The following is a 25,865-nucleotide window of genomic DNA, read 5'->3' as shown; positions in this document are numbered from 1 at the left end:
GCGGCTTGTGCGGTGTTTTAATTTGGGCGGCCCCACCAGCCCGGCCCCTCTCTCTGGGGTTTTCGCCACCCTCCCCGGGCACGGTTCCCCCGCCCCCGCGCCAGGCTACCGGGCCCTGAGGCATCCTGCTCCCTGGCCGAACCACCCGTGCCACCATGTGGCCGAACAGAGTGAAGCCAGACGGAGTGCAGCCAGACGGCACACAGCGTGGCACTGAACCAGGTGCTGAACAGATACGCGGCCTGATGCGTGCTAGCGGCTGACACGGTTACCTTCAATCACATGATGGAATGCCATATGGCAAAATTCTCCATGACAGTCCGTCTCCAGGCAAGGGCCGGCCCTGCGGCGACGCCGACAGGCGGGACACCAGGCAACTCCCGCAGCCCGTGCGGCAAATGAGTTCGCCCACGCGTGCCGCTCACCTGTTGCCACCCGCCTCCCAACTGAGCCTGTCCTCTGCCCACTTGCCCGCCCGGCCACGCCACCCCGCCCACTCCCGTTCCGTCATCCCTGTCGCACCGCAACCACCCACCGCACTTCCCTCCACCGCACCACCCCTTTCGCCCGGGCATGGCCCGAAGGATGCGCCCCCGCCCCGAGACGCGACCGGGCGGAGTGCTGTCGCTTCACCACCGAGGGCCGGACCCCGGCCGGCAGCAAAGCCCCGCCTGCGCGCCTTTGCCGGTCCGCCAGCCGATCTGCCGCCAGGAGGGACCCGCCCAGCGGCGCGGCGAAAGGGACGGCTCGCAAGGGGGGCCGGGCGCAGGTGCCGTGGGGCGGACGCCCGAGGGGCGGCGCCGAACAGCCCTGGAAACGCGGGATTTTCTGTGCTCTGTCGGTGCTGCTGCCCGCTTCGGTGGCGGATGCCCCAGAACAAGGACGGCGCCAAGGCGGGGGAGGGCGTCGGGTCGGGGCCTGCCCAGGGCCGCGGCGGCGAGGCGGAAGTCCAGGGTGGGGACGATGAGTTCGAGGCCGGCCCGGCCGCGCAGCGGGGCGTTGCCGGCCAGGAGTCCCCCCATGAAGAACAGGGCGGAGCCGCACAGCAGGAGCCGTACGGGGGCGTTGGTGTGCTGGGCGGCCGCAGTCTCCGGCGGGGCATTGCGGTCGTCACTGCGGTGGACGGACTCCCGTGCGCACGGACAACCACCTGCTTGAGGCTGAAGTGACTGCTGCCGCCCGCACCCTGGGGCACGGGCGGCACCATGCTGCGGACCCCGTGTCAGATCAGCTCGCGCAGCCAGTCGATGACGGCGCGGACGAGACCGCCGACGGCGCCGCCGACAGCGGCGTTGCGCAGATCCTGCTTCGGGCGGTTGCGGGGGCGCGGCTTGCGCTTGCGGGGCATAGTTTGGGCACTCCTCGTCGTCGGTCGGCTGGGAACGACCGGCCGGTCGAGTAACAGGAGTAGGCCCCTACGGCCTTCACATGACGCAGATGAAGAAGCATGAAGCGACTGGTCGGGGGGCATGGCGAGTGTCGGACGGGAACTTGCTGGACCGGGATGCGGCGCGTGCCGAACTGAAGCGGCGGCTGACGGAGTTCAGGCAGCTGAAGGGCTGGAGCAAGACCGAGCTCGTCCATCAGCTGGAGCTGAAGGGGATCCCGCTCGGGGCAGGGACGGTCAGCCAGGCGCTGAACCCGGAACGTGGAACTCCCGCGCCCGAGACCTTCGACCGGCTCGTCGAGGTCCTCGAGGTTCCGGCTGAGGACGTGGTCGCCTTACGACGGTTGAGAGACACCGCTGCCAGAGGGCCAGATCTGCTCGCCAAGTACCTGGGAGCTGCACGGCGTGCCGCGCAGGAGCACCCGTACGCCGGAGTCCTGATGGGAGCGACACCGCCGCTGGCCGCCGTGTACCTTCGCCAGCGCGTGCGAGCCGTGCCGGGGGAACCCCGGAAGAACATCAAGGGGTTGGCCAGGCAGCGTCTGGGCGTCTGGATGCCCGGCGAGGAGGTCCTGGCAAGGGACAGCAGCTGTGTGCTGCTGGCCGGGCCAGGCGGCGGCAAGTCGAGCCTGCTGCGCATCGCACTCGTGGCCTCGGCGGATCAGTGGCTGCACGACACAGCGGGCAGCACGGTACCGGTCCTGGTACCCGCGGCTGAGCTGGCCGCACGGCGTCCGCTACCGGAGGCGATCGCGGCCGCGGTGACCGCCGAACTCAGCCCCTTCGGACTGCTGGAGACCATCCCCCCGGCCTTTTTCGCCCGTGTGCCGCAGCCCGGAAGCAGATGGCTGCTCCTGGTCGACGGACTGGACGAGATCACGGACCCTGAGGGAAGACGGCGGGTGACGGAGCACCTGCGGTCGATTGCTGCGGACGCCGACGATTCGCCGTACCGGTTCGTCGTGGCGAGCAGGCCGCCGTTCGGCAACACGCCAGGCGAACTGGGCGACGCCGTACCCCACTTCGAGCTGCGGCCCTTCGAACCCGGCGAGCTGTCCCTCTTTGCCGAGCAGTGGTTTGAGAAGTTCGGGCTGCCCGACCCGCTCGCGGCCGCATCGTCGTTCGCATCCACGCTGAAAAGCGCCGGCCTGCTCGAACTCGCGCGGACACCGCTCATGGCCACCATGCTCTGCCAGCTGCGTGCCACGGCTCCCGACGGGACGCTTCCCCACAGCAGGGGCGAAGTGTATGAGCGCTTCGTCGACCTGCTGCAGGAGCGTCAGCATGCAAGCACGAGCGGCGGTATTTCGGCTCAGACCGAAACAGCTCTCGGACGCTACGGGCCCGACGCCCTCACCAAGGCCCACCAGATGATCGACCACACCGTCACCCTCGCCGCGCACCTGGCAGCTGAGCGGTACCGCGGCAACACAGAGCACGCACTGAGCATCGTCTCCGCGCACCCTCACGCCACTCGCCCCGCCCGGGTCCCGCAGCCGGTGTGGACCGGCTTCGTGACCGATCTCCTGCGCCGCAGCGGTGTGCTGACGGTACAGGCGGGCGAACTCACCTTCCTCCACCAGACCCTTCTGGAATACCTTGCTGCCCGCGGCACCCTGAGCGATCGCCACGCAAGCGATCGCGCTTTCCGTGAACTTTTCACGGACGCCTGGAGCCGACGTTCCCCTCTGTCGCGGAAGAAGTGGCGGCGGCCGGCGCATGAGAGCTCTTATCTGGGTTTCCTTCTCGATTCCTGGCCAGGCCGCGGCAGGGCCACGGAGCCGGATCTGCGCCGTCTGGCCGCTCAAGGAGGGCTGGCGGGCTGTGCATTCATCGCCGATCAGAAGAAGCTCGGCACGACACTGCCCGAAAGCGTTGTTTCCACCGCTGCTGGCAAACTCCAGGCGATGGTTCGCCGCGCCGACATATTCGATGCCGGCAAAGTGGATGCCGCGCTGGCCCTGACGCGCCTGGACAGTACGCGCGGCCCGCAGTTGCTGGTCGAACTCGCCACCGGCTCACACCTCGCCGGACACCTGCGTGTGGAAGCCGCCCGCAGGCTTGCGACCACCCTGGACGACCCTCGGGGCCGAGACATCCTCGCGGACTTGTCCAAACGCCCTACCGATCTGACCAGTCACGAAGCCAGATGGCGCGACAAGCAGGCACACATCATGGCCACGTACTTCTTTGACCACCCAGGACGTGAGCAGCTGGCCACCATGAACTACCTGCACCAGGTCTGCGGTCTGCCCCGCGTGGAAGCGGCGGCAACCCTCGGCCTGCTCAAAGACCCCCGCGCCGCCGACCTCCTGGCAAACCTCGCCACCGGCCCCGATCTCGATCTCCTTGCCGAGCATCGCGTCGTAGCAGCCGGCTTCCTCGCCGAACTCGGCGACCCTCGCTGTCATGCCATCCTGGTGAACATCGCGACCGATCCCGCCCACTGGGGCATGGCACGCGTCACTGCAGCAAAAGGACTACTTCAGCTCGGACACGCGCGCGCACGAGAGATCCTGGAAGGCCTGGCCAACGACCCCGAGTTGGAAGAACACGAACAGGCAAGAGCGAGAAAACACCTCACACGGCACTGGGGGTGACCCGCCTGCTCCACCGCAGCCCTTGCGTCGTGACCCTCCGAATGACTCGCAAAATGACTGGCGCCCCGTCCCGGGTTCGACGTAATTCAGCGGCCTGGAGCGCCGAATTGGGGGGCTGACCTGCGTGGATATGGGTGTGGCCGTCTGGAGGGCGTTTCTCTAGGCGGTGGCGTTTCGGCTGGTCAGCGGGGTGGGGGCTGGAGGTCGATGACCTGCTTCGGGTGCGGGATGCCGAGCCTGGCGAGTAGGTCTCGCTGAGGCTTGGTGAGGCCGGTGACCTGCTGGAAGGTGCCGGTGGGGCCGGTGAAGGTCCCGGTGTGGAGGCGCTGGAGCTCGCGACGGGCCTGGGGCCAGGTCGTTCCGGTCTGGGTCTCGATGATGCGGATGAGGAGGAGCGCGAGCCAGCAGAGGACGACGTGCGCGCGGATGCGTTCTTCGAGCCGGTGGTAGACGGGCCGCAGGTCGATGATCTGCTTCATGTCGCGCCAGCCGCGCTCGACTTCCAGGAGTTGCTTGTAGCCCAGGGCGATGTCCTCGGCGGGCAGTTTCGGATCGCTGCAGCGCAGGAGGTACTTGCCGTCGAGGTTCTCCTCCGTCTTGACCTTGGCCTGGTCGATGCGGAGCTTGCCGGCGGGGGTGGTGCGCAGGTAGCGGTTCAGGCCGGGCTTGTCGGTGATCTTCCCGCGCAGTTCGCCCCGTTTGAAGTCGCTGAGCTTGTCGGTGTCGGCGATCAACTCGGACAGCTGGGCCAGGAGTTGCTCGCGCATGTGCCGGTCACGTTCGGCTGATTCGGGGTTGTGGCAGATAATGAACCGGTCGGTGTCGCTGATCCTCACCTCCTTGACGCGCATGTTCTCGGCGATTTCGGTGTAGCGGCCCTGCCGGGACAGGGCGGCCTTGACCTCGGGTGATCCGGAGCGGAGCTTCTCGCCGATGATGTAGGCGTGGTCGCCGCGTCGCAGGTAGCGGCGGTTGGCCTCGCAGGAGAAGCCGCGGTCGGTCACCCACACGATCTTGGAGAGGGTCCAGTCGCGCATGTCGTCCTTGACCTGCCGGATCAGCTTCTGGTCGGAGGCATTGCCCGGCCAGCACCAGCAGCGAACCGGGATGCCGTCCCGGGTGACCGCCATGCCGATCACGATCTGCGGCAGGTCGTCGCGGGAGTCCTTCGACTTCCCGTAGGAGCGGAACCCCGTCTCCTTGACGTCCTCGTCGCTCTGGCCGTCACCCAGTGGGCGGCCCACGTCGTCGCGGGCGACGGGCTCGTCGGGCTCCTCCAGTTCGAAGTAGGTGCTGGTGGTATCGAAGAACAGCAGGTCCACCTCGAGGTTCAGCAGGTTGGCGACCTCGTCGAACACCTGCTTCTCCAGGTCGTCCTTGACCTCGTGGAGCCAGTCCATCGCCCGGTAGCAGGACTGCTCGCCGATCTCGGCAAGGCGGTCGATGTGCGCGTCATGGGTGATCCAGTCGGCGGCCGCGAGCTTGGACGACGGAGCCAGTGCCCGGTTGGCGACCAGGGCGAACAGCACCCGCTCGGTAGCGTCCATGTCCCGGCGGCGGCCGCGCTTGGGCTGTCCGACCCGGCCAACGATCTGGTCGATCTTCAACTGGCGCCACAGATGGTCGAGTACGTAGGTGCCGCCGAAGGCGCGGGAGGAGACGAACTCCAGGTCCGAGGCGGCGGTCGCGGCCAGCGCGTCACCCGGCTCCAGCAGCTTCGATAGAGACGCGACCAGGCGCCTGACAGCGTCGCGGTCGAGTTGGTCCTCGCGGCCGAAGGTGAACAGCACCTTCGGCACCGCCCGCCCCTTGGCCGCGTCCCACTCGTTGTGGGCCAGGTGCAGGTACCGGACGGTGCCCGACTTGTTCTCCCGCTTCGTCGTCTTCACGTACACGGCTCCAGACCATACGAGCTATGACCAGGCCAGCGCAGGTGAATCCAGAAGATCGCGTCTCTAGGGACTTCCGGGCTTCTCTACCCATCTCAGCCCACTGACCTGCGACTTCAACCCCGCAGGACCTCCAGAACCCACGAATTACGTCGAACCCGGGCCCGTCAGGGACTGCCGTTGCCCCGAGATCTGTGCCGGATGCGGCGCCGACCTGGCCCACCCGTTGGCTTGATCAGCAGCTTGTCCGCCGCCCCGGGGGTGGCACCGCGCCGCGGGCGCCCGGATACGAGTTCGTCATGATGTGCGCTGTGCGGCGTGGCGCAGCGCTGCGGCGACGCTGCTGCGGCGGAGAGGGGAGATCTGAGCGGCTGCTTCCAGCAGCGCATCTGCGAGTGCCTGCTGCTCCCGTACGATCTGTGCCGTTTCGACGTCGTCTGCTCGGGAGCGGATGAACGCGGTCAGGAGCGTGACGGCGTCCGGGCTTCGGTCGGCGTCCCGGAGCGCGGCGGCCAGAGCGGCGACATCGGCGGCCGGCCGGGCGGCCGACTGGTGAAGCAGGACGCGGCAGTCATCACGCCGGCCTGCTTCGGAGAAGGCTCTGACCAGGGCGGCGACGCGGTCCGCCGACTGGGCGGAAAGCTCCCACAGGAGCGTCGCGACGTCGGCGGACCGGCCGCACTCCTCCAGCGCGTGGGCGAAGCGGGGCGCGAATGACACTGCGCCGGCGACCGCCCGACTCATGAGCAGGTAAGCGTCGCCGCTGCGGCCCTCGTCGCGCAACTGGCACAGGCGGGCTGCCACGCGGAGCGGTTCGTCCTCGCGCTCCTTGTGAGCCCATGCGAGGTCCGCACGTCGGGACTCCCGTGACAGCAGGCCGAAGTCCAGGTCCCGTATGAGGACTTCCTCCTCTGTGGCTGAGGCGATGTCGCCGACGAACTGGCCACACGGGTCGGCGAAATAGCTGGCACCGTGGAAGTCGTTGTCGCCGTACTGCGATTCCCTGCCGACGCGGTTGGGGGCGGCGACGAAGTATTCGTTGGCGACGGCCGCGGCGGGCTGTTCCAGCTGCCACAGATACGAGGAGAGACTGCGGTAGGCGGCCGAGGGGTTGTAAACCAGCTGGGCTCCTGACTGGCCGAGGGCCTGCCAGTACTCGGGAAAGTGGCGGTCGTGGCTCACGCAGACGCCGATCCGCCCGACGGAGGTGGTGAACACCGCCTGGGTGAGATTTCCGGGCTGGAAGGCGGACCTCTCCCAGGGCCCCTTGGAGTGCGGGATGTGTCGCTTGCGGCATTTGCCGAGGTATGTTCCGTCGGAGTCGATCACGGCTGCGGTGCTGTAGCCGGAGCCGTGATCGTCGGCCTCGTGCACGGGTGCGACGATCACCAGGCCGGTTGCGTAGGCCAGTTGCTGCATCCGTCTGGTGGTCGGGCCTGCCGGGACTGCCTCGGTGTCCTGCTGGTGGTGGGGTGGCCGGAGCTGGCAGAAGTAGGGGGAGGTGAAGAGTTCCGGGAAGCCGATGATCTGCGCGCCCTGGCCTGCCGCCGCGCGGGCGAGCAACTCGTGCTTGGCTGTCATCGACTCACGGTCGCCGGTCCAGGAGCTCTGGACGAGCGCGGCCCGGACCAGCGGGTGTCTTTCCGGTATCAAAGGGGCCTTCCGATCGGTAGGCCGCCGGACTCGTCAAGGGGCTTGGCCGGCGAGGCGTGTGCGGCAGGCGGCGGCGAAGCGCGGTCCCCAGCGGCGGAAGCCGCCCTGGCACCGTCTTTTTCGCCGTCGGTGACGAGTCGGTAGCCGACGCCCCGTATGGTCTGGACGACCTTGGTGTCGCCGAGTTTGGCCCGCAGCGTCGCGACATGGACGTCCAGAGTCCGGTGTGCGCCGGGCCAGACGCTGTCCCACACCTCCAGCAGCAGGCGTTCCCGGGACACCACGAGCCCTGGCTGCCGGGCCAGCGCGGCCAGCAGTTCGAACTCCTTGCGCGTGAGCGTGACGGGAAAGCCGTCGGCCGTGGTCACGGTGTGTCGTGCGACGTCGATCCGTATCGATCCCGCCGTCACCACGGGCCGGATCGCGGGGCGTACCCGGCGCATCACGGCGTCGATGCGGGCACGCAGCTCGGCGACGCCGAACGGTTTGACCAGGTAGTCGTCGGCCCCGGAGCGCAGCCCGATGACCCGGTCGCGCTCCTCGCCACGTGCGGTGACGGCGATGATCGCCACGTCTCCCGCGCTGCGCAGCCTCCGGCACACCTCCACACCGTCCATGTCCGGCAGGCCCATGTCGAGCAGCACCAGATCGGCGGCGGGCGCGGCCAGCGCCGCCGCTCCCGTGGCCGCCAGGGACACCTCGAAGCACTGCCGACGCAGTGCACCGGTGAGGGCGTCGGCGAACCGGTTGTCGTCGTCTACAAGCAGGATGCGCATGGTGTGCTCAGCCTAGGAATCGCCGGGCCGCGCGCCTACCGCCCGAACCCTAGAGGAATCTCAAATCTCCCCTTCCTTCCCTTCTTGCCCAGGTCAGGGCCGTCTAGCGTCCCGTCCCACCGCACCGGCCGACGACCGGAGCGCAGGGACGAAATGACATCGGGACGAGAAAGGCAGGCGATCCCCATGCTTGTCAGAAGGACAGTGGCCGCACGGACGGTGGCCCTCGCCGTCGTGGCGAGCGCTCTTGCCGCGGGCTGTGGCTCGAAGGGCGAGTCCGCGGGCGGTACATCCGGTGACACGCTGACGCTGGGCGCGTCGCTGTCGCTGACCGGGCCGCTCGCCCGGGAAGGCGGGCTGACGAAGGAGGGCTACGAGGTCTGCCGCAGGGCCGTGAACGGCAAGGGCGGTGTCCGTGTCGGTGACCGGCGGCTCAGGCTCGCCGTCAAGTACCAGGACGACACGTCCAAGCCGGACACCGCCGGCCAGCTGATCGACCAGTTCAACGACCAGGGCGTGAAGCTCGTCCTCGGCCCCTACGGCTCGGCCGCCACCGAGGCCGCGGCCGCCGTCGTGGAACGCAACGGGCAGGTGATGGCGGACAGTTCGGGTGCCGACGACACCATCTTCCACAAGGGCTACCGGCGGACGTTCGCCGTGCTGTCGCCGGCCCGTGCCTACGCCGCGTCCATGGTGCGGGCGATCGATGAGCTGGCCGAGCCCCGGCCCCGCACCATCGCGTTCCTCTCGGCCGACGACGGGTTCTCCAAGACGGTGACCGGCGGCGGTGTCGACGAGGCCCGCAAGCTCGGCTTCAAGGTGGTGGCCACCGAGTACTTCCCGAACGGCACCTCGGACGTGTCGTCCGCCCTCACCAAGGTCAAGTCGCTGAAACCGGACGTGATCGTGTCGTCCGCGCATCTGGTGGAGGGCATCGCGGTGATCAAGCAGTCCCGCGAACTCGGCGTGACACCCGCCGGGGGGTTCGCCGAGACCGTCGCGCCGCCCACGCCCGACTTCGCCGGCACCCTGGGCAAGGCGGCCGAAGGGGTGCTCGGTTCGACGCAGTGGACCTCGCGCACGGCGGGCAAGGACCGCTGGATCGGGACCGCCGCGGACTACGTGACCCTGTTCGGGAAGGTGTACGACGGCCGTGAGCCCGAGTACCACGCGGCCGAGGCCACCGCGGCCTGCGTCGCCCTGGTCGACGCGGTGGAGAAGGCCGGCGCCACCGACGCGGACAAGGTCAGGGACGCGCTCGCGGCCCTGGACGAACCCTCGTTCTTCGGCCCGCTGAAGTTCAACGCGGTCGGCCAGAACGTGTCCAAGACCATGGAGGTCATCCAGGTCCGCGCCGGCAAGCCGGTCACCGTGTGGCCCAAGGACGTCGCCCAGGCCGAGCTGAAGTGGCCCGCCACCGGGAGCGGTTCATGATCCAGTTCGTGCAGGCCACGCTCTACGGGCTGCTGCAGGGCGGGCTGCTGGCGCTGGTCGCGGTCGGGTTCTCCCTGGTGTGGGGGGTGATGAACGTGGTCAACCTGGCCCATGGCTCGTTCGTGCTCATCGGCGCCTACCTGGCCTTCGAGCTCAACAGATCCCTCGGCCTGGATCCCTTCCTGGCGATGGTCCCGGTCGCCGCGGCGCTGTTCGGCTTCGGCTACCTGCTGCAGCGCCACCTCATCAACCTGGTCGTCAAGGCACCGATCTTCATCACCCTGCTGTTGACCTTCGGCCTCGACCTCCTTCTGGTCAACGGCCTGATCTGGATCTTCTCCGCCGACTACCGCTCGGTGCCCACCGGTTACGCCGCCCACAGCCTCGCCCTGTTCGCCGACGTCAGAGTGCCCGTGGGCCGGCTGCTGGCCGCGGCGGTGGCGCTCGCGGTGACGCTCGGGCTGGTTGTGGTCATGCGGCACACCCGCACCGGCCTTGCCATCCTGGCCACCGGCATGGACCGCGGGGCGGCCCGGCTGATGGGCATCCGCGCGGCCCATGTGTACGCGCTCACCTTCGGCCTCGCGGCCGCCCTCGCCGGAGCGGCGGGAGCCGCCGTCGCCACCGTCGGCACCTTCAGCCCGGCGGACGCGGGCCGCTTCACCCTGTTCAGCTTCGTCGCCGCCGTCCTCGGCGGCCTCGGCAACATGTACGGCGCCCTGGTCGGCGGGCTCGTCCTCGGGCTGGTGGAGTCATGGGGCGGACAACTGCTGCCGGGCACCCTGGTCAACGCCGTCGCGTTCGCCGTCCTCGTCCTGGTGCTCGTCATCCGTCCGCAGGGCATCGCCGGACGCGCCTTCTACGCCAGCAGGGTGGAGGTGTGACCATGCCCTCCACGAACGCACCGGACAACACCGGCACCGAGACAGCTGAGCGCCCGAAGGCCGCCGTGCCTTCGCGGGCTCGCAGACTGCGCAACGGCCGCAGACCGGCCTGGCTCGGCTGGGCGGGCGCACTCGCCGTCGTTGTGGGGTGCCTCGCCCTTCAATCGCAGCTCTACACCGGCCAGGAGCGCACCGTCACCACGGTGTTCATGTTCGTCGCGCTGGCTTCCGCCTGGAATCTCATCGGCGGCTACACCGGTTACGCCTGTTTCGGCCAGGTCGGCTTCTTCGGCCTCGGCGGCTACACGACCGCCTTCCTCATGGTCCACGGTGGTCTGTCGTTCTGGCTCGCTCTCCCCCTTTCCGCGACCGTGGCGGCCGGCTTCGCCGCCGTCGTCGGGCTGCCGCTGCTACGGCTGAAGGGCCACTACTTCGCGGTGGCCACCCTGGGCGTCGCCGAGGGACTGCGCGAACTCGTGATCAACGTGCCAGGGTGGACCGGCGGGGGAGCCGGGATCACGATCCCCACGGCCGGAGCCAAGGCGCCCACCCCGTGGATCGGCAACGACGGCTTCTACCTCCTGTTCCTCGCCCTCGCCGTCCTCTCGGTGCTCGTCGCCGCTCTGATCTCCGGCGGCCGCACCGGATACGCGCTGCGGGCCGTCAACCAGGACGAGGACGCCGCCGCCTCGATGGGCATCAACACCACCCGGGCCAAGACCCTGGCCTTCGCCGTGTCCGCGGCGCTCACCGGCGCGGCCGGGTCGGCCTACGCGTTCCAGCAGGTCACCATCTTTCCGGCGAGGCTGTTCGACGTGGACATCACTGTCCTGATGGTCGTCATGGTGGTGATAGGCGGAGCCGCCACGATCGCCGGGCCGATCCTGGGCGCAGTGGGTATCGCCGCCGTCTCCGAATACCTGCGACAGCACTTCACAGAGGCCCACACCTTCACGCTCGGCGCCCTTGTCATCGCGGCGGTCGTACTGCTCCCCCAGGGAGTCGTCAACTTCACGCGGGACGCCGCCCGTACACGGGATTTCTCGCTCCTCACCAACATTCGGAGGTACCGGCTGTGAACGGCACCCCACCGGCCGGCCGCACCGGTCCGATCCCGTCGGCACTCACGGCCGGCTCCGCACCCGCACCCGTCCTGCAGACGACGGGCCTCGGGCGCCGCTTCGGCGGGCTGCAAGCCGTGTCGGACGTCGACCTGAGCATCCCGCCCGGCAGAACCATCGGGGTCATCGGCCCCAACGGCGCGGGCAAGAGCACGCTGATCAACCTCATCACCGGGCATCTCACTCCGAGCAGCGGCCGAGTGCTGATCAACGGCGTCGACCTCACCGGGGCACGGCCCTGGCGCGTGGCCCACGCGGGCGTCGCCCGAACGTTTCAGATCGTCAAGCCCTTTCGCGGGCTGACGGTGTGCGACAACGTGGCCGTCGCCGCACTGTTCGGGCCTTCACCGGCACGCACACCGACGGCCGCCCGCAAGGAGGCCGCGCAGGTACTGGAGCGGGTGGGCCTGGGCGGCAAGGACCCGCTCACCACAGCGGAACTGTCCGTCGCCGACGCGCGCCGCCTCGAACTGGCCAAGGCCCTCGCCCTGCAGCCGAAGCTGCTCCTGCTCGACGAGGTCCTGGCGGGCCTGCGGCCGGTCGAGATCGACGCCTCCCTCCAGCTCATCGACGACCTCAAGAAGGCGGGGCTGACCCTGCTGGTGGTCGAGCACATCGTGCAGGCCATCACCGCCGTCTCCGACGAGATCCTCGTCCTGCACCACGGCCAGGTGCTCATGCACGGCGCGCCCGACCACGTCCTGGGCGACGAACGCGTCATCGAGGCGTATCTCGGCCGCCGCTACGCGAAGAGGAACCGGACATGAGGTGTCAGAGCACATGAGATGTCAGATCAACCGGCTCACCGCCGGATACGGACGAGTCGAAGTGCTGCGCGGAGTCTGCCTGGAGATCGACGCAGGAGAGATCGTGGCGCTGGTCGGACCGAACGGAGCCGGCAAGTCCACGCTGCTGCGCGCCGTCACCGCGATGATCCCCGACCGTGCCGGATCGGTCCTCCTCGACGGTCAGGAGCTCATCGGCGGCACGGTCGAGTCGATCGCGGACGCCGGAGTGGCGCATGTGCCAGAAGGCAGACGGCTGTTTCCCGGGCTGACCGTCCGGGACAATCTCCGGCTGGGCGGCTGGCGCATCCGCAGGAAGAACCTCGACGAGGTGCTCGAACTCTTCCCGCGGCTGGCCGAACGGCTCGACCAGGTGGCCGGCAGCATGTCGGGCGGCGAACAGCAGATGTGCGCCATCGCCCGGGGCCTGATGAGCCGGCCCCGGCTGCTGCTCATCGACGAACTCTCGCTGGGCCTGGCCCCGGTCATTGTCGACGAGATCCTGGTCCGGCTCTCCGACGTGGCCGCCACGGGCACGGCCGTCCTGTTGGTGGAGCAGGACGCCGGCGCGGCCCTGGAGGTCGCCCACCGCGGATACGTACTCGAACTCGGGCACATCACCGTATCCGGCACGGCATCCCAGCTGACGAGCAACCCCCGCATGCAAGCGGCCTATCTGGGCACCCTCGGATAGCCTCGGCGCACCCACCGGGCCGATCCGCCTGCCGGCAGCGGCCCCCGGGTCCCTGGAACGCCTGTTGCGGCGCTCCAGGGACATCCGCGGAGCTGCGGTCCGGGGCGGGCACCGGGCCCGCCGGACCGGACCGCCCGGGACAGCCAGTCAGGACAACCGGAACGGCTGGACCACGGACGCCTGGACAGCCGGTCCGGGAGCACCGCAATTGCCCGGTCCGGATCCGTTGGAGCGGCCGGTGCAGGACTACGGGGAGCGTCCCTCCGGTGACGCCGCAAGCAGTGCGGAACCGCCTGAACGGGACCGTCTTAACAGATTGTTAGGCAGACCGGCCGCGCCTTGTCCGGCCGTCAACGACGTGCACAGGCTTGTGAGTACCGGACAGCCGCGCGCCGACCGGGCTGGCTCATCCTTCAAGAAAGGCAGCCGACCGCATGTTCACCACCTTCACGCCCTCCCTCGGCGAGGGGCGCACTGCGGCAGGGCTGCCCGCGTGCCGCACCGAACTGTCGCTCGCCTGCACCCCTGGCTCCGTGGGCCGGGCACGGCACCACGCCGCCCACATGCTGCGCGCATGGCACGCCCACGACGACACCGTGGACGCCGCGTGCCTCATCGTCTCCGAGCTCACCACCAACGTCCTGTGCCACGCGGACGGGCGCAGGGACCGGCTCGGGTCGGGCGGCTCGTTCACCCTCGGTCTGGAGATCATGGGTGACCTGGTGGAGATATCCGTGTGGGACCCCAACCCCATCCCTCCGGTCCTGGCGGCCCCGGAAGCCGGCCAGACTCATGGCCGGGGCCTGGTCATCGTCGCGATGACCAGCACCCGCTGGGGCCACCGGCCAGCAGCCCGCGGTCCGGGGAAGGTTGTCTGGGCGCGGCTGCCGCTGGTGCGCGGCGACGTGCCGGCCTCCGCCCTTCGGGATCCGGATCCGCAGGCCGTGGGGGACTGAGGTCGACAGGAGGACCGAGGGTGTCCATCCGTTGTGCCGAGTGCCATGCTGGAGAAGCGGGAATCGAGGCATCATGCACACGCTGCTCGTGGAGGACGACGACCGGCTGGCTCACGCGCTCGCCACGGCGCTCAGTGTGCACGGATACGTCGTCCGGCGCGTGAGCAGAGGCCAGGACGCGCTGCGTCTCATCCATGGAGCCGAGTTCGTCCTGCTCGACCTGGGGCTGCCCGACCTGGACGGCCTCGAACTCCTCCGTCGTCTGCGCGCCCTCACCGGTGTCCCGCTCATCGTGGTCACGGCCCGTGACGGGCAGCGGGACATCGTGCAGGGGCTGCGCGCCGGCGCCGACGACTACCTGGTCAAGCCCTTCCACATGGTGGAGCTGATGGCCAGGATCGACGCTGTCCGCCGCCGCGCCCGCGGGCGGCCGCCGCACGCCGCCGGGGGTGCACGGCCGCAGGCCACCGTGCACGTCGGCGACGTGGAGATCGACCTGACGGGCCGCACCGTACGCGTGGCGGGCGAGCAGGTGCATCTGACCCGCCGCGAGTTCGATGTCCTGGCCATCCTGGCGGAGCATCCCGGCGAGGCCCGTTCCCGGGCGGAGATCCTCGACCGCGCGTGGGGCGACACGCTGCTGTCCGCATCACGCTCCCTCGACGTCCACGTCTCGGGCATCCGCGCCAAGACCGGACGTCCCGGCCTGGTCAGCACGGTGCATGCCTTCGGATACCGGCTGCCCACGCCGGAACCGGGGAGTCTCCCGGCACACGACATACCGGAAGCGGTATGGCCCGCCGACTGCTGATCATCCTGACGGTCCTCATGGGCATCGCGTCGCTCGCACTGAGCATGCCGCTGGCGGACTCCTACGCGCGTGACCGGACGGAGCAACTGCTGCTGCAGCGGCGTACCGAAGCGGTCAGGTTCGCCAACCTGGCGGCTTCCGTGGTCACCGACGCGGACCGGTCGGAAGTCTCGACCGAGATGCGCCGGTACGCCGACCTGTACGGCTCGGGCGTGGCCCTTGTCGACGGGCAGGGCCACGTGCTGCTCCAAACGGGGTCCAGCGCGCAGTGGAGCACGGAGCCGGCGCGGGAGGCACGCGACCGCGCGCTGACCGGGCGGACCACCGACCGTCTGCCGACGATCAGGCCGTGGGGGCCGGACCGGGTGGTGCTCGCGGAGCCGGTCGGGGGCGACGAGCAGCTCAGCGGGGCCGTCCTCATGACGGTGCCGACCACCGCAGCGGCCCATGACGTCACGGTGCGCTGGTTGCTGATCGCGGCCGGCGCGCTCACGGCCTTCGCCGCCGCCGCCGGCGTGGCGGTCTGGATCACCCAGTGGCTGCTGCGTCCTGTCCGGCAGCTGGATCACGCGGTGGACGACCTGGCCCAGGGCAATCCGGGCACCGGCCTGGGGCGCAGCACGGGACCACCGGAGCTGCGGCGGCTGGAGCAGCGCTTCTTTGTGATGGCCGAGACGGTGACGGAGTCCATCCGCCGCCAGCGCGACTTCGTCGCCGACGCCTCCCACCAGTTGCGCAATCCGCTCGCCACCCTGCTGCTTCAGCTGGAGAACATCGAGCCGTATCTCGTGCCCGCCGGAAGGGACGAGCATGCTCTCGCCGTGGACGAGGTGGGGCGGCTGGCCCGGCTCCTCGACGCGCTGCTGGTGCTCGCCCAGGTCGAGTCCTCCGAGGAGGATCTGGTCGACCTCGACGTCTCCGGGGCCTGCCGCAGCCGGCTCGCGGCCTGGCAGCGCGTGTACCGGTCCGCTGGTCTGGCACTGGTGGACTCGGTCGCCGACGGCGTACGCGGCAGAGGACTGCCGAGTGCCGTGGACCGGGTGCTGGACGCGGCGCTGGACAACGCGGCCAAGTTCGTACCGCGGGGCGGTCAGGTGGAGGTCCGTGCCACAGCGGGGCAAGCAACGTGCCGCGTGCTGGTCCGCGACGACGGCCCCGGGCTGCCTGCCGACCGTCTGGCCCGCATGCCCCGCCGCTTCACCCGCGGCCCGGAGCATCAGAATCTCCCGGGCAGCGGGCTGGGCCTGGCGATCGCCGACGAGATCGCCAGGAAGAGCGGCGGACGGCTGACACTCTCCGGGAACACGCCGCACGGGCTTGTGATCGAACTCCTGCTGCCCGGTGTGCCTCCGTCGGCCCCTCCCCGCCCGCGCGGCGCCAGGGCGGCGTCGCGGGCGGAACCGTTCGATCGCCGGCCGCCGTCCGAGCGGACCGCATCGGACGCCCAGCCGTGAGGGACCGGCAGTCAGCCGTGGACGGACCGGTAGTACGAGACCGCGCCTGGATGCAGCGGAACGCTTCCCGTTGAGATCGCGAACCGGGGCTCCAAGCGGGCGCCGGCTGATACCGGGCGCATGATGTCGACACGGCGGGCGAAGAGCACGCGCAGCAGCTCGTAGACGGCGTCGTGGGGTACGTCGGGGCGGGCGACCAGGTAACTGCCGGTGCCGATGGTGGGCACGGGCGCGTCCAGCCCGTAGGGCTTGGCCGGAATCGCCACCGTCGTGTACGCCGGACCGTACTTCTTGCGCATGGGCTCCACATAGGTGTCCAGAGCAAGCAGTCTCAGGGGCACCTCTCTGCTCAGATCACGCACTGCTGGAGTTGGTACGCCCCCGGACCAGAAGAAGGCGCGGACGCTCCTTCCTCTGAGCGCTTCCACGGAGCCCATGAGGCTCAGCTGCTCAGGGACCACGGCCCGGGAGCCGGTGAGCCCGGCGAGCTCCAGGAGCCGCTGGGAGATCACCTGGGCTCCGGAGCCCTCGGCCCCCAGGACCACCCGCTGGCCCGCCAGGTCCCTGACCGCGGTGACGGAGTCGTCCGCACGGACGACGAGATGTGTGTAGTTGACGTAGATCCGGGCGAGCGCGGTCAGGTGCACCGGGTGGATGAACGGGTGCCGTCCGCGGATCGCGTCCTCGGCCACGTCGGCCGTGGTCAGCGCCAGCGCCAGGCTCCCCTTGTTGTCGAGGCGACGCAGGTTGTCCACGCTGGCCGAGGTGGTGACGGGGATGACCACCGGCGAGTGGACGCTGTCCGCGACCGCGGCTGAGAACGCATGTCCGAAGGAGAAGTACGCTCCGCCCTCTGTCCCGGTCCCCAGCCGAAGACGCAGCACGGGCCCCCGGCCCGGGGCACAGGCTGCAGCCTGCGCCCCGATCAGCACGGCAAGCCCTCGTCCGGCAAACCGTAGAACAGCCCGTCGGCTCCACGTCACCGGACCCGGACCGCGTACAAATGACACGCAACCATCATGCACATGCGGCACTCCCGGACAGGAACGTGAGGACTGGCGAGATTCAGTTGTGACACGCCTACGACCGCAGACCTGAAGATCCTCCGCGACTGCCGCCCGAAAAGGGGACGACGTCCTCCACCCCATGTTCGGGACTGTAAGACGTTCGGTGTAACTCCCGATCATGGAAGATGCATCGATGACCAGTGAGAACGTGCCCGAGTCCGAGGCTGTCGAGACAACGAAAGCTGCGTCGGCGAAGGCCGTGGACGACCAGCTGATCGACGAGCTGGTGGGTCGGGCCCAGGCCGAGGGCCTGCAACTGACCGGCGAGGGCGGGCTGTTGCAGCAGCTGACCAAGGCTGCTGGAGTCCGCCCTGGAAGGCGAGATCACCGACCATCTCGGCTACGACAAGCACGATGCGGCCGGGAAGAACGGCGGCAACTCTCGCAACGGCAAACGTTCCAAGACCGTCTTGACCGACGTCGGCCCGGTGGAGATAACCGTGCCCCGCGACCGTGGCGGCTCCTTCGAGCCGAAGATCGTCAAGAAGCGGCAGAAGCGCCTGACCGGCGTCGACGAGATGGTCATCTCGCTGGCCGCGAAAGGCCTGACCACCGGCGAGGTCCAGGCTCACCTGGCGGAGGTCTATGGACCTTCGACATCACCTTCGACGGCCGCCTCTCGGCGGCCCGTCAGTAATCCCAACTACCCAGTTACACCATTCGTTTGACAGTCCCGGAGGTCGCGCAGCACGGGGTGGAGAACGTATACGCGGACCTGCCTGGCGCCAATGCGGTATGGGGTGGGAGGACGATGACCTATCCCACGTATTGGTCGGACATTGCCGAGCCTGATCTCGTTGTTGCGGGAGTCCAGACACCGCAAGGCGTGGGGTTCGCGATCTGGGACGTTAAGCCCGCCTCGACATACGGGCGCAGCTACACGGCATCCGTCAACAAGCTCGCGGGCTACATTCGTGGATTCCGAAACGAGTTCGGCTGGCCTGTGGTCGCGGGTGATCCGATCATTCCGGAGGCCCGCCCCTATCCTCGGGACCCGAACGGTGACGAAGGCGTCATGCTCATCTTCAACGGAACGGAGTGGGACCACTTCGACATCCCTAACGCCGAGCCCAACCACCGCTATCCTGAGTCGGACATCGCCCCCCTCGGTGACACCGATGGGCTGATCTTCTACAAGCTGGACAAGCTTCAGGGGCGAAAGGGCAAGAGTCGCTGGGGCGCCGCGCTGAGCGAGTTCCACGCGGCGGGGGCGGAGGTGGGCAGCTCCCAGGTCTGGGTGTGCCGTCCTACCGGCATCCCGAACTTCGCCAGCAACCCGCTCCAGAGCATCGGCACAAGCGGCGGGGCGAACACCTCCAGCCTGACCAGTCAAACAGCGCTGTCCGGCTATGGTCCCGGTCCTCTCGCGGCCGTCGACCCCATGCCCTTCTGGCCGGCCGTACACTCCCACATCGAGACCCGCGTAACCGGCATGTCCATCGACCTCCCGGGCTTCGACGGAGGGCCCATCGGTACTGCCTTCTCGGTGATGCTCGGGCGCCAGGTGGCGGGCCGTGCAAGCGTCGGGGCTGTCGAAGTGGTTGCTCCCGTGCTGGAAATGTTCGTACTCGCCGCATGAAGGAAGAAGCGGATGTCAACCGAGCTCACGATGCGACGCGTGACCGCAGACGCCTATCAGCGCATGGCGGCGGGTGAATTCGTGGTCGAATTCAAGAAGGAAGAGCGCGGAGTTGGGGAGGCGTGGGACGTGCTTGCCCGGATCCTCGCCCACGGATTCATCGAATCCCCCCAGACGCATGCACTGGCCCTCACGGGGGGACGCGCGGTGCCAGCGCCACCAGGGGTCAGAGCAAAGGCGCTCTCACCGGATGAGGTCAAGGAAGCGAGTAAGCTTCTCAACGTGTTCCTTGATGGAGTAATTGAAAGGCGGCATCACCAACTGGATTTCACCGATGCGCAGGGTGGTCGCGCTGACGGGACGCCAACGATCCCCGTTGAAACCTGCATTCAAGCATTTCGGCGTCTTCGTAAGTTCTATGCGAAGGCAGAAATCCACGGAGAGGGCATGGTCCTTCTCTTCGTTGAGTCGGACGGACCCGTGGAGATGCGGCGATGAGCATCGAGCTGACGATGAGGCGCGTCTCGCCGTATGTCTACGATCGAATGATGCGTGGCGAATCCTCCTTCCCATACAGGTATGTCGCCGAAAGTGGGCAGATCGCCAAACACTGGGAAGTCATGGCCTTCATCCTGGCCAATGGAAACCGCGCGAACCCAGGGCCGGCCGTTGCGATCGTCGGTGGGCAGCGGTTGCCAGGTGAGCAACCGATGGACCAGGACTTCGGCGGCACCCGGCTATTCTCATCCCCAAAAGTTGCCGAAGTCGCAGAAATGCTCGCCCAGCTTTCCGACGAGGAATACCGGCGACGCTTCGAGCACCTGGACTTCACGGGTGTCTATGGCTCCGAGTTGAACGGCCGTCCGGCCCATGACGTCGACGTTTCTCTTCAGCACCTCCACCACCTCCGCGCCTTCTACGGCGCCGCGGCACAGGCAGGCGACGCCATGATGCTGTGGCTGGACTGAACGAACATTCGTTGTCGGCGGGGCTCGGCGGGAGCGGCAGCCGGGGCTGGTACCCGGCGAACTGCCGCGCCCCGGCGCCGTGCGCGGCACCGGGCCCCTCAAGCAAGTAGCAACATGTACTACATGGAGACCACGGCCCGAGAGTTCAACCAGAAGTCCTCACAGGTCCTCGCCGCAGCAGCGCGCGGGGAGACCGTCACGGTCACCAAGAACGGCGTCGCGGTGGCCCGGGTGGTCCCGATCAGCGAGGACGACATCCCTCCGCACCCTACGGATCCCATGGGGGAGATCGACCTTCCCGATCTCGGCCTTCCCGACCTCACCGACGACGAGATCGAGGAGACGCACAAGAGAATGGGCACCTGAACGTGATCGCAATAGCCGACACCCACGCCACGCCCTCCACTTGCAGTGGATGAGCGATGCCACCTGCCGTCTGGTCCACGCCGCCGACTGGCCACCCGACCCCGATCCGCTGGAACTCGCCCTCTTCGAGGGCGGATGGAGCCCGACACCGAGCCGACGGGGCGGCACATCGGAGACAAGCCACTGCATACGGGGCAGTGAAATAGCGCGCCAACCCTGCTGACTCCGGAGTGCCACCGCGACAGGTCTCCGGCACGCCTCACACCGTCATTGAGCGAAATACTTCGCCGCCTTGCGTAGGGTCTCGCCCTCCTCCTCGAACTCGCGGACTTTCTGGCGCAGAGCGGTGTCCTCCGCTCCAGCTGAGACCTCGGTGTCGGCCGGAGCAGAACTCGTGGGCCCAGGCGTGGATCTGACCGGCATTCGGCCAGGCACGGTCCGGCAGCGGTGCGCGGGCGAGCAGCTGGCGCAGCTCCTCGCGGATGTCACCGTCGGGGGAGTCCGTCGAGGCTTTGCACGGCGGGGCCTTGGGCCCTGCCCAGGGCTGCGGATGGCTTTACTCGCCGTGGTACAGGCGTTGCGGGCCGATCAACTGAAGGTGGTGGGGGTCGTTCTCGGCGAGAGCGTGCAGTTCATCGGTGAAGCCCGCGCCGCTGTAGCACTGCAGCCGGGTGGTGTCGGTGGCGATGCCACGGTCGATGAGGAGGGAGCGGATGTGCTGGAGGCGTTCCAGGTGCCCCCTGCCCATACGGTCGTTCCATTTGGCTTCGCCGATGGCGAGCAGCACCTCGCGGCCCTCGCCGCTGTCGCCGTGGACGGCGACGTCGACTTCGTGACTGGTCCTGGCGGCGGGGTCGTTGACGGTTCCGGCGGCCACCCGGGTGACCTGTCCTCCATGGGTTTCGGGGCTGGCGTGCCAGCGGGCCCATTGACGGCAGACCTGTTCGAAGTGCGGGCCGACGACCTTGCTGCGGAAGGTGGACTGGGTACGGCGCCAGACCGCGGGGGCACGTCCGGGGCGTTCCAGATCGCCCCAGGCCGGGCGCATGACCGCATGGTAGAAGGCGACGAGGGGCTCGGCGATGCGGTAGGCGGACCGGTTGCGGCGGAAGGCATCCGCCTCGTGGGTGATCATGCCGACGTCCTGGAGGACGCTGAGCGGGTGAGCCAGGTCGGTGGACTTGCGGCCGAGGTAGTCGGCGATGCCGCCCCGGGCGGTGTTTCCGGAGGCGATGGCGGCCAGGACGGAGTGGTAAAGCGCGGTGTCGTGCAGTTCGGGTTCCTCGGCGAGCAGGTATCGGGCCTCGCGGAAGAGCGGGCGGGCGGGGTTGAGGACGGCGCGGGTGACCCAGGCGTCGAAGTCGTCCGCACCGGCGGGGGCGTCGCCCTGGGTGAACTCGCGACGGTAGGCGGGGGTGCCGCCGACGATGGCATTGGTGAGCAGCGCGGTGCGCGGGTCGGTGATCTCCCAGAACTCGGCGGCGAGCCGGAAGTCCAGGGTGGGGACGATGAGTTCGAGGCCGGCCCGGCCGCGCAGCGGAGCGTTGCCGGCCAGGAGTCCCCCCATGAAGGACAGGGCGGAGCCGCACAGCAGGAGCCGTACGGGGGTGTTGGTGTGCTGGGCGGCGGGGTCGAGGGCCCGCTGGATGATCGAGGGCAGCGCGGGGGAGGCCTTGGCGAGGAAGGGGAACTCGTCGATGACTGCGGTGGTGGGGCTGCCCTGGTCGGCGCTGCGCATCAGTTCCGTGACGGCCTCGTCCCAGTGCAGGAAGCGGAACGGGGTGCTCTGGCCGCGGTGGTGGGCCAGGGCCTGGCCGAACTGGCGCAGGGCGTCGGCCTCGGTGGTCTCGGTGGCGGTGAACATGAAGCCGCCGCTCGCGCGGGTGAGGGCGTCGAGGAGGAAGGTCTTGCCCTGGCGGCGGCGGCCGGAGACCACGCCGAGGGCGGCGCGGGGGCCGGGCAGGGCCGCGAAACGGGTGAGCTCGGCCCATTCGAAGTCGCGGTCGAACATCTCGGCGGGCTTGTGCACAATGCGCCCTCTCTAGAGTAGTCGCATTTATTATAGCTACACCTATACAATCACGCCATCCAGGTCGGGGACCAGCCGGGTCGGCGCTGGTCCCAGACGGCGGCGTGGGCAGCTGCGCCAGCCAGGCGCGGAGCACGGCCAGCCAGTCCGTACGCGCGAAGGCGGCAGTACTCAAGTGGCGAGTGATGCCCTCGGTGTAGGGCCGGGCCGAGAGCACCTCCAGGGCGTCGCCCGCAGTCCCCAGAGGCACTGCGGGCGACGAGAAGACCGAATGATGCTCCGCGCAGGACACGTTCCCCCTCGGGACCCCACGCCTGCCGCGATGACGCAGCGGCGGACGCAGAGGGGCCTCTTTCCCGGGAACGGGAAGCGCTGTCGTAGTGCAAACCGGACAACATGGTTCTGGTGTCCGTGGGTTCGAACCTGGCCGAAGGTGCCACAGCGGGGCGAGAGAACCAGCGGAATTGGGAATGGTGAGCGCCGCTGATCGAGAGGCCCGGGCCGCCACGAGTGCTCTTCGCCGTCCGTGAGGGTTGGGGGTAAGCACCCGCGGTCGGTGATGATCACGCCGCAGGTTTCACGGGAACCTCCGGAGCGGGGTAGTTGTCGCAACCCATCGCGGGAGTGTGCCGGTTGGCCCGCAGCCGCGGTCGTTGAGCTGGCGGTGTGTGGGTGGTCGAGGGCGGGCTGTCGCTTCTCGGAGGAGGGTGCGGGGCGGGGGCGATGGTGGATGGCAGGCCGGCCGGCTGTCCCTATCGGTTTCGAGGTCAGGACGTGACCATGGTGTTCAGGAGTTCGAAGGTACGGTGGTGTTGCCGGCACGGCGCTGGCGGGGTGTGGCCGGCGATGGTCAGCGGCGCAGTGAGCGGTCTCGTGCGCGCTCTGGTCGACTGGCTGCATGGGCTGGGCTAGCAACGCTGTGGCTGGCGGTATGCGAGGGCCGGGCAACTGCGTTTGCTCGGCCCCTTTTCACGCCTCGCGTCGGGTGCTGTGGGGCAGGTTGGTCCTGGTGTTCCCCGGCTGTGTCGAAGGAAGCTGAGGTAGCGGGACCGTGGGCAGGTCGGAGCAGCTCACAATGGAACCGTGGGCCTGGGCCTGGGCCTGGGCCTGGGCCGGGAAGGAAGGCGTGGTGGTCGGTGACGTCGCCTGTTGCGGCAGGGGCGTGGGGCTGCGGGAGAACTGGGGCGCTTTACCGGTGAGTTCGGGGCCGTAGAAGGGGCGCGACGGGCACGATGGTGCGGTGCATGGTGAGGAGGGCGGGTCTGCTGGCGGGCAGGGCAGCCCTGCCCGCAAGGGGCGGATGATTCCGCGTCCGATGCCCGTACCGGGGCCGCTGCGCACTGTGAAGCATCTGATCTACGAGGCGTACGCGGCAGCCGGGGCGCCCACGTTGGATGACATGGCTGGCGCTGTAGCAGCTGACGACGAGTTGAGGGCGAGTCCGTCCCGGGACACCATCCACCGGCTGATCGCTGATGCGGCTGCCTTGGCCAAGCAGGCGGACGCGGTGGCGCTGGTGACGGTGCTGACGCGGATGGCGGGCGGTGACGGGGCGCAGGCGGGTCGCGAAGTGGCCACCTGGTGGACCCGGGCACGGCTGGCCGAGCCGGTGGGACGCCCGATCGCCGACGTGGGCCCCTACGAGCTGGAAGTGCATCATGCGATCACGTTGCCGGGCGGGAACGGCCGACTGCCCGCCTATGTCAGGCGCGCGCACGATGACGAGTTGCGCCGCATCGTGGCTACGGCCGCCGCGGGATCGAGTGGTGTGGTGATGCTGGTAGGTACGCCCTCCACGGGCAAGACCCGGGCCTGCTTCGAGGCCATCCAGCAATTGCCGGACGCGTGGCGGCTGTGGCATCCGATCGCACCGGACCGTCCCCGGGCGGCCCGCGCTGATCTGGACCGAGTGGGGCCAAGGACGGTGGTGTGGCTCAACGATGCTCACCACTACCTGTTCCACGATGAGGACGGCGAGGCGATCGCGGCCGGGCTGCGGATGCTGCTGGCTGATGCCAGCCGGGCGCCAGTGCTCGTGATGGGGACGATCTGGTCGGGACCCGGATACTACGAGCGGCTGCAGACGGCTGTCCCGCGGGGCTACGCCGATCCCTGCGCTCAGGCCCGCGTGTTGCTGGCCGACCGCTGCCTGCACGTGCCGGAGGCCTTTACGGCCGATGAAGTCCAAGCGTTACACCGCTCGGGCGACGCACGGCTGGTGGCCGCCGCGGCATCCGCGCAGGACGGGATGATCACCCAGTTCCTGGCAGCCGGTTTTGACCTGCTGCATCTGTACGAGACCGCTCCGCCTGGTCCCCGGGCCCTGCTGGACGCCGCCATCGACGCCCGTCGTCTCGGTCATCCCCCCGGCCTGCCTCTGCCCTTCCTTGCGGCCGCAGCCGAGGGATACCTCAACGACACCCAGTGGGCGCTGCTGGAGGACAACTGGCTGGAGCAAGCCCTGAGCCAGCTCACTGCCGCGATCAAGGGAGCGCGGGGCCCGCTGCACCCGCAAAAGCGCCCCCGTGGCGCCTTTACTCAGCCCCTGGCAGCCCCGGGTCAGCTGTACCGCCTCGCGGACTTTCTCGACAGCTACGGCCGCACCACCCGCCGCCTCCAACGCATTCCCGCGCTGCTATGGCACGCCGCGCTGCAGCATTGCGATCTCGAGACCGCCCGCACCTTGGCCACGGCGGCCGCAGCCCGCGGCCTGCTGGAACCAGCCTGCCGCCTGTGGGCCAAAGCTGGCGCCGACCGTCACGTCGCCCAGTGCCTAGCCCGCGCAGGCCGTCTGGATGAGGCTCTGCCCTGGTTCGAACGTGCCAGCGAGCGTGGTGACCGTACGGCCCTCGGCCACGCCGCAATGGAGCTTGCTGCTGCTGGCCGTCTGGATGAGGCTCTGCCCTGGTTCGAACGCGCCTGTTCGAACAGCGACAACGGCGCTCTGCGCCACGCTGCCGAGAAACTTGCCGATGCGGGCCGGTTGGACGAGGCGCTGTCTTGGTTCGAACGTGCCGGAGCGACGGACGACGCAGAATCCCTTCTGGTGGCCGCCGAAGAGCTCGCCGATGCGGGCCGGTTGGACGAGGCGTTGGTCTGGTACGAGAACGCCTGGAAGGCCGGGGAGACAGATGCCTGCTGGCTGGCCGCCCGTCGTCTGACCGAACAAGACCGCCTGGAGCAGGCACTGGTGTGGTTCCAGCGCGCGGCCCCCACAGACGACCCCGTCCGCAACACAGCTCAGGAGCTGGCCGGCCAGGGCCGGCCTCGCCAAGCACTGTCCTGGCTCAAGCGTGCCACATCCACCACCGATCCTGAGAAGCCGTATTCCTATCGATCATGAGGACGGCTCTGATCGAACAGGTTCCCTGGTCGGGTGATCTTGGCCGCGCGGGCGCATGAAAGCAGGGCC

19 protein-coding genes and 2 pseudogenes are annotated in these 25,865 nt (G+C 68.9%); 15 read left to right on the top strand and 6 right to left on the bottom strand.

Annotated features, from left to right (window positions below):
• Positions 1–1,222: 1,222 nt before the first annotated feature.
• Positions 1,223–1,348 (bottom strand): hypothetical protein, encoded by a 126-nt coding sequence (locus ACIRPX_RS37975; protein WP_404203952.1) that lies wholly within the window; start codon positions 1,346–1,348, stop codon positions 1,223–1,225.
• 80 nt (positions 1,349–1,428) lie between these two features.
• Between ACIRPX_RS37975 and ACIRPX_RS37970 the strand changes: the two genes are divergently transcribed.
• Positions 1,429–3,987: an NACHT domain-containing protein gene (locus tag ACIRPX_RS37970; RefSeq protein WP_404203950.1), complete on the top strand. Its 2,559-nt coding sequence runs from the start codon at positions 1,429–1,431 to the stop codon at positions 3,985–3,987.
• Between the two features lie 182 nt (positions 3,988–4,169).
• Here ACIRPX_RS37970 and ACIRPX_RS37965 read toward each other — a convergent pair whose 3' ends face one another.
• From ACIRPX_RS37965 to ACIRPX_RS37955, 3 genes and pseudogenes are all read right to left on the bottom strand, one after another.
• Entirely contained in the window at positions 4,170–5,876 is a 1,707-nt protein-coding gene (locus ACIRPX_RS37965; RefSeq protein ID WP_404203948.1) for an IS1634 family transposase, read from the bottom strand.
• Positions 5,877–6,728: 852 nt separating this feature from the next.
• Positions 6,729–7,508: pseudogene (locus tag ACIRPX_RS37960) on the bottom strand (nitrilase-related carbon-nitrogen hydrolase); the annotation flags it as partial.
• 17 nt (positions 7,509–7,525) lie between these two features.
• A complete protein-coding gene (locus ACIRPX_RS37955) occupies positions 7,526–8,305 on the bottom strand; it encodes a winged helix-turn-helix domain-containing protein (RefSeq protein WP_404203946.1) in 780 nt (259 codons plus the stop codon).
• 186 nt (positions 8,306–8,491) lie between these two features.
• Between ACIRPX_RS37955 and ACIRPX_RS37950 the strand changes: the two genes are divergently transcribed.
• The 8 genes from ACIRPX_RS37950 to ACIRPX_RS37915 all read left to right on the top strand — a co-directional run bounded on the left by ACIRPX_RS37950 (position 8,492) and on the right by ACIRPX_RS37915 (position 16,444).
• Positions 8,492–9,739: an amino acid ABC transporter substrate-binding protein gene (locus tag ACIRPX_RS37950; protein ID WP_404203944.1), complete on the top strand. Its 1,248-nt coding sequence runs from the start codon at positions 8,492–8,494 to the stop codon at positions 9,737–9,739.
• On the top strand, positions 9,736–10,623 hold the full coding sequence (locus ACIRPX_RS37945; protein WP_404203942.1) for a branched-chain amino acid ABC transporter permease: 888 nt from the start codon (positions 9,736–9,738) through the stop codon (positions 10,621–10,623). Before ACIRPX_RS37950 ends, ACIRPX_RS37945 begins: the two co-directional genes overlap by 4 nt.
• A 2-nt stretch (positions 10,624–10,625) precedes the next feature.
• Positions 10,626–11,702, top strand: a complete 1,077-nt coding sequence (locus tag ACIRPX_RS37940) for a branched-chain amino acid ABC transporter permease (RefSeq protein ID WP_404203940.1) — start codon at positions 10,626–10,628, stop codon at positions 11,700–11,702.
• Complete coding sequence (locus ACIRPX_RS37935) at positions 11,699–12,511, top strand: ABC transporter ATP-binding protein (RefSeq protein ID WP_404203938.1); 813 nt, start codon at positions 11,699–11,701, stop codon at positions 12,509–12,511. Before ACIRPX_RS37940 ends, ACIRPX_RS37935 begins: the two co-directional genes overlap by 4 nt.
• A gap of 13 nt (positions 12,512–12,524) precedes the next feature.
• Entirely contained in the window at positions 12,525–13,223 is a 699-nt protein-coding gene (locus ACIRPX_RS37930) for an ABC transporter ATP-binding protein (RefSeq protein ID WP_404203936.1), read from the top strand.
• 434 nt (positions 13,224–13,657) lie between these two features.
• On the top strand, positions 13,658–14,179 hold the full coding sequence (locus tag ACIRPX_RS37925) for an ATP-binding protein (RefSeq protein WP_404203934.1): 522 nt from the start codon (positions 13,658–13,660) through the stop codon (positions 14,177–14,179).
• Positions 14,180–14,252: 73 nt separating this feature from the next.
• A complete protein-coding gene (locus ACIRPX_RS37920) occupies positions 14,253–14,990 on the top strand; it encodes a response regulator transcription factor (RefSeq protein WP_404203932.1) in 738 nt (245 codons plus the stop codon).
• Positions 14,972–16,444 carry a sensor histidine kinase gene (locus ACIRPX_RS37915; RefSeq protein ID WP_404203930.1) on the top strand — a complete coding sequence of 491 codons (1,473 nt, stop codon included), beginning with the start codon at positions 14,972–14,974 and terminating at the stop codon, positions 16,442–16,444. The genes ACIRPX_RS37920 and ACIRPX_RS37915 overlap by 19 nt, the downstream gene beginning before the upstream one ends.
• Before the next feature lie 11 nt (positions 16,445–16,455).
• On the opposite strand, the gene ACIRPX_RS37910 is transcribed toward ACIRPX_RS37915, so the two are convergent.
• Positions 16,456–17,376 (bottom strand): TAXI family TRAP transporter solute-binding subunit, encoded by a 921-nt coding sequence (locus ACIRPX_RS37910; protein ID WP_404203928.1) that lies wholly within the window; start codon positions 17,374–17,376, stop codon positions 16,456–16,458.
• Between the two features lie 268 nt (positions 17,377–17,644).
• On the opposite strand from ACIRPX_RS37910, the pseudogene ACIRPX_RS37905 reads away from it, so the two are divergent.
• From ACIRPX_RS37905 to ACIRPX_RS37885, 5 genes and pseudogenes are all read left to right on the top strand, one after another.
• Positions 17,645–18,128, top strand: a pseudogene (locus ACIRPX_RS37905) (transposase); the annotation flags it as partial.
• Between the two features lie 134 nt (positions 18,129–18,262).
• On the top strand, positions 18,263–19,090 hold the full coding sequence (locus ACIRPX_RS37900) for a hypothetical protein (RefSeq protein ID WP_404203926.1): 828 nt from the start codon (positions 18,263–18,265) through the stop codon (positions 19,088–19,090).
• A gap of 39 nt (positions 19,091–19,129) precedes the next feature.
• Positions 19,130–19,588, top strand: coding sequence for a hypothetical protein (locus ACIRPX_RS37895; RefSeq protein WP_404203924.1), 459 nt, complete (start codon positions 19,130–19,132; stop codon positions 19,586–19,588).
• Positions 19,585–20,058 (top strand): DUF1877 family protein, encoded by a 474-nt coding sequence (locus ACIRPX_RS37890; RefSeq protein ID WP_404203922.1) that lies wholly within the window; start codon positions 19,585–19,587, stop codon positions 20,056–20,058. The genes ACIRPX_RS37895 and ACIRPX_RS37890 overlap by 4 nt, the downstream gene beginning before the upstream one ends.
• 123 nt (positions 20,059–20,181) lie before the next feature.
• Positions 20,182–20,424, top strand: a complete 243-nt coding sequence (locus ACIRPX_RS37885) for a type II toxin-antitoxin system Phd/YefM family antitoxin (protein WP_404203920.1) — start codon at positions 20,182–20,184, stop codon at positions 20,422–20,424.
• A gap of 556 nt (positions 20,425–20,980) precedes the next feature.
• On the opposite strand, the gene ACIRPX_RS37880 is transcribed toward ACIRPX_RS37885, so the two are convergent.
• Positions 20,981–22,435 carry an ATP-binding protein gene (locus tag ACIRPX_RS37880; RefSeq protein ID WP_404204033.1) on the bottom strand — a complete coding sequence of 485 codons (1,455 nt, stop codon included), beginning with the start codon at positions 22,433–22,435 and terminating at the stop codon, positions 20,981–20,983.
• 1,360 nt (positions 22,436–23,795) lie between these two features.
• Here ACIRPX_RS37880 and ACIRPX_RS37875 point away from each other — a divergent pair.
• Complete coding sequence (locus ACIRPX_RS37875; protein WP_404203917.1) at positions 23,796–25,796, top strand: tetratricopeptide repeat protein; 2,001 nt, start codon at positions 23,796–23,798, stop codon at positions 25,794–25,796.
• The last annotated feature ends 69 nt before the right edge of the window (positions 25,797–25,865 follow it).

Source organism: Streptomyces sp. NPDC101225, from assembly GCF_044767585.1.
Taxonomy (GTDB): Bacteria; Actinomycetota; Actinomycetes; order Streptomycetales; family Streptomycetaceae; genus Streptomyces.
The sequence above is the reverse complement of the archived record's forward strand: the minus strand, read 5'-3'. Positions and strand labels throughout refer to the sequence as shown.

Excerpts from the sequence above, each read along its gene's own strand:
- ACIRPX_RS37950 (WP_404203944.1), top strand. The coding sequence starts at position 8,492 with ATGCTTGTCAGAAGGACAGTGGCCGCACGGACGGTGGCCCTCGCCGTC.
- ACIRPX_RS37885 (WP_404203920.1), top strand. The coding sequence starts at position 20,182 with ATGGAGACCACGGCCCGAGAGTTCAACCAGAAGTCCTCACAGGTCCTC.
- ACIRPX_RS37975 (WP_404203952.1), bottom strand. The coding sequence starts at position 1,348 with ATGCCCCGCAAGCGCAAGCCGCGCCCCCGCAACCGCCCGAAGCAGGAT.
- ACIRPX_RS37915 (WP_404203930.1), top strand. The coding sequence starts at position 14,972 with ATGGCCCGCCGACTGCTGATCATCCTGACGGTCCTCATGGGCATCGCG.
- ACIRPX_RS37900 (WP_404203926.1), top strand. The coding sequence starts at position 18,263 with ATGACCTATCCCACGTATTGGTCGGACATTGCCGAGCCTGATCTCGTT.
- ACIRPX_RS37880 (WP_404204033.1), bottom strand. The coding sequence starts at position 22,435 with ATGTTCGACCGCGACTTCGAATGGGCCGAGCTCACCCGTTTCGCGGCC.
- ACIRPX_RS37970 (WP_404203950.1), top strand. The coding sequence starts at position 1,429 with ATGACGCAGATGAAGAAGCATGAAGCGACTGGTCGGGGGGCATGGCGA.
- ACIRPX_RS37945 (WP_404203942.1), top strand. The coding sequence starts at position 9,736 with ATGATCCAGTTCGTGCAGGCCACGCTCTACGGGCTGCTGCAGGGCGGG.
- ACIRPX_RS37940 (WP_404203940.1), top strand. The coding sequence starts at position 10,626 with ATGCCCTCCACGAACGCACCGGACAACACCGGCACCGAGACAGCTGAG.
- ACIRPX_RS37925 (WP_404203934.1), top strand. The coding sequence starts at position 13,658 with ATGTTCACCACCTTCACGCCCTCCCTCGGCGAGGGGCGCACTGCGGCA.
- ACIRPX_RS37890 (WP_404203922.1), top strand. The coding sequence starts at position 19,585 with ATGAGCATCGAGCTGACGATGAGGCGCGTCTCGCCGTATGTCTACGAT.
- ACIRPX_RS37920 (WP_404203932.1), top strand. The coding sequence starts at position 14,253 with ATGCACACGCTGCTCGTGGAGGACGACGACCGGCTGGCTCACGCGCTC.
- ACIRPX_RS37930 (WP_404203936.1), top strand. The coding sequence starts at position 12,525 with ATGAGATGTCAGATCAACCGGCTCACCGCCGGATACGGACGAGTCGAA.
- ACIRPX_RS37955 (WP_404203946.1), bottom strand. The coding sequence starts at position 8,305 with ATGCGCATCCTGCTTGTAGACGACGACAACCGGTTCGCCGACGCCCTC.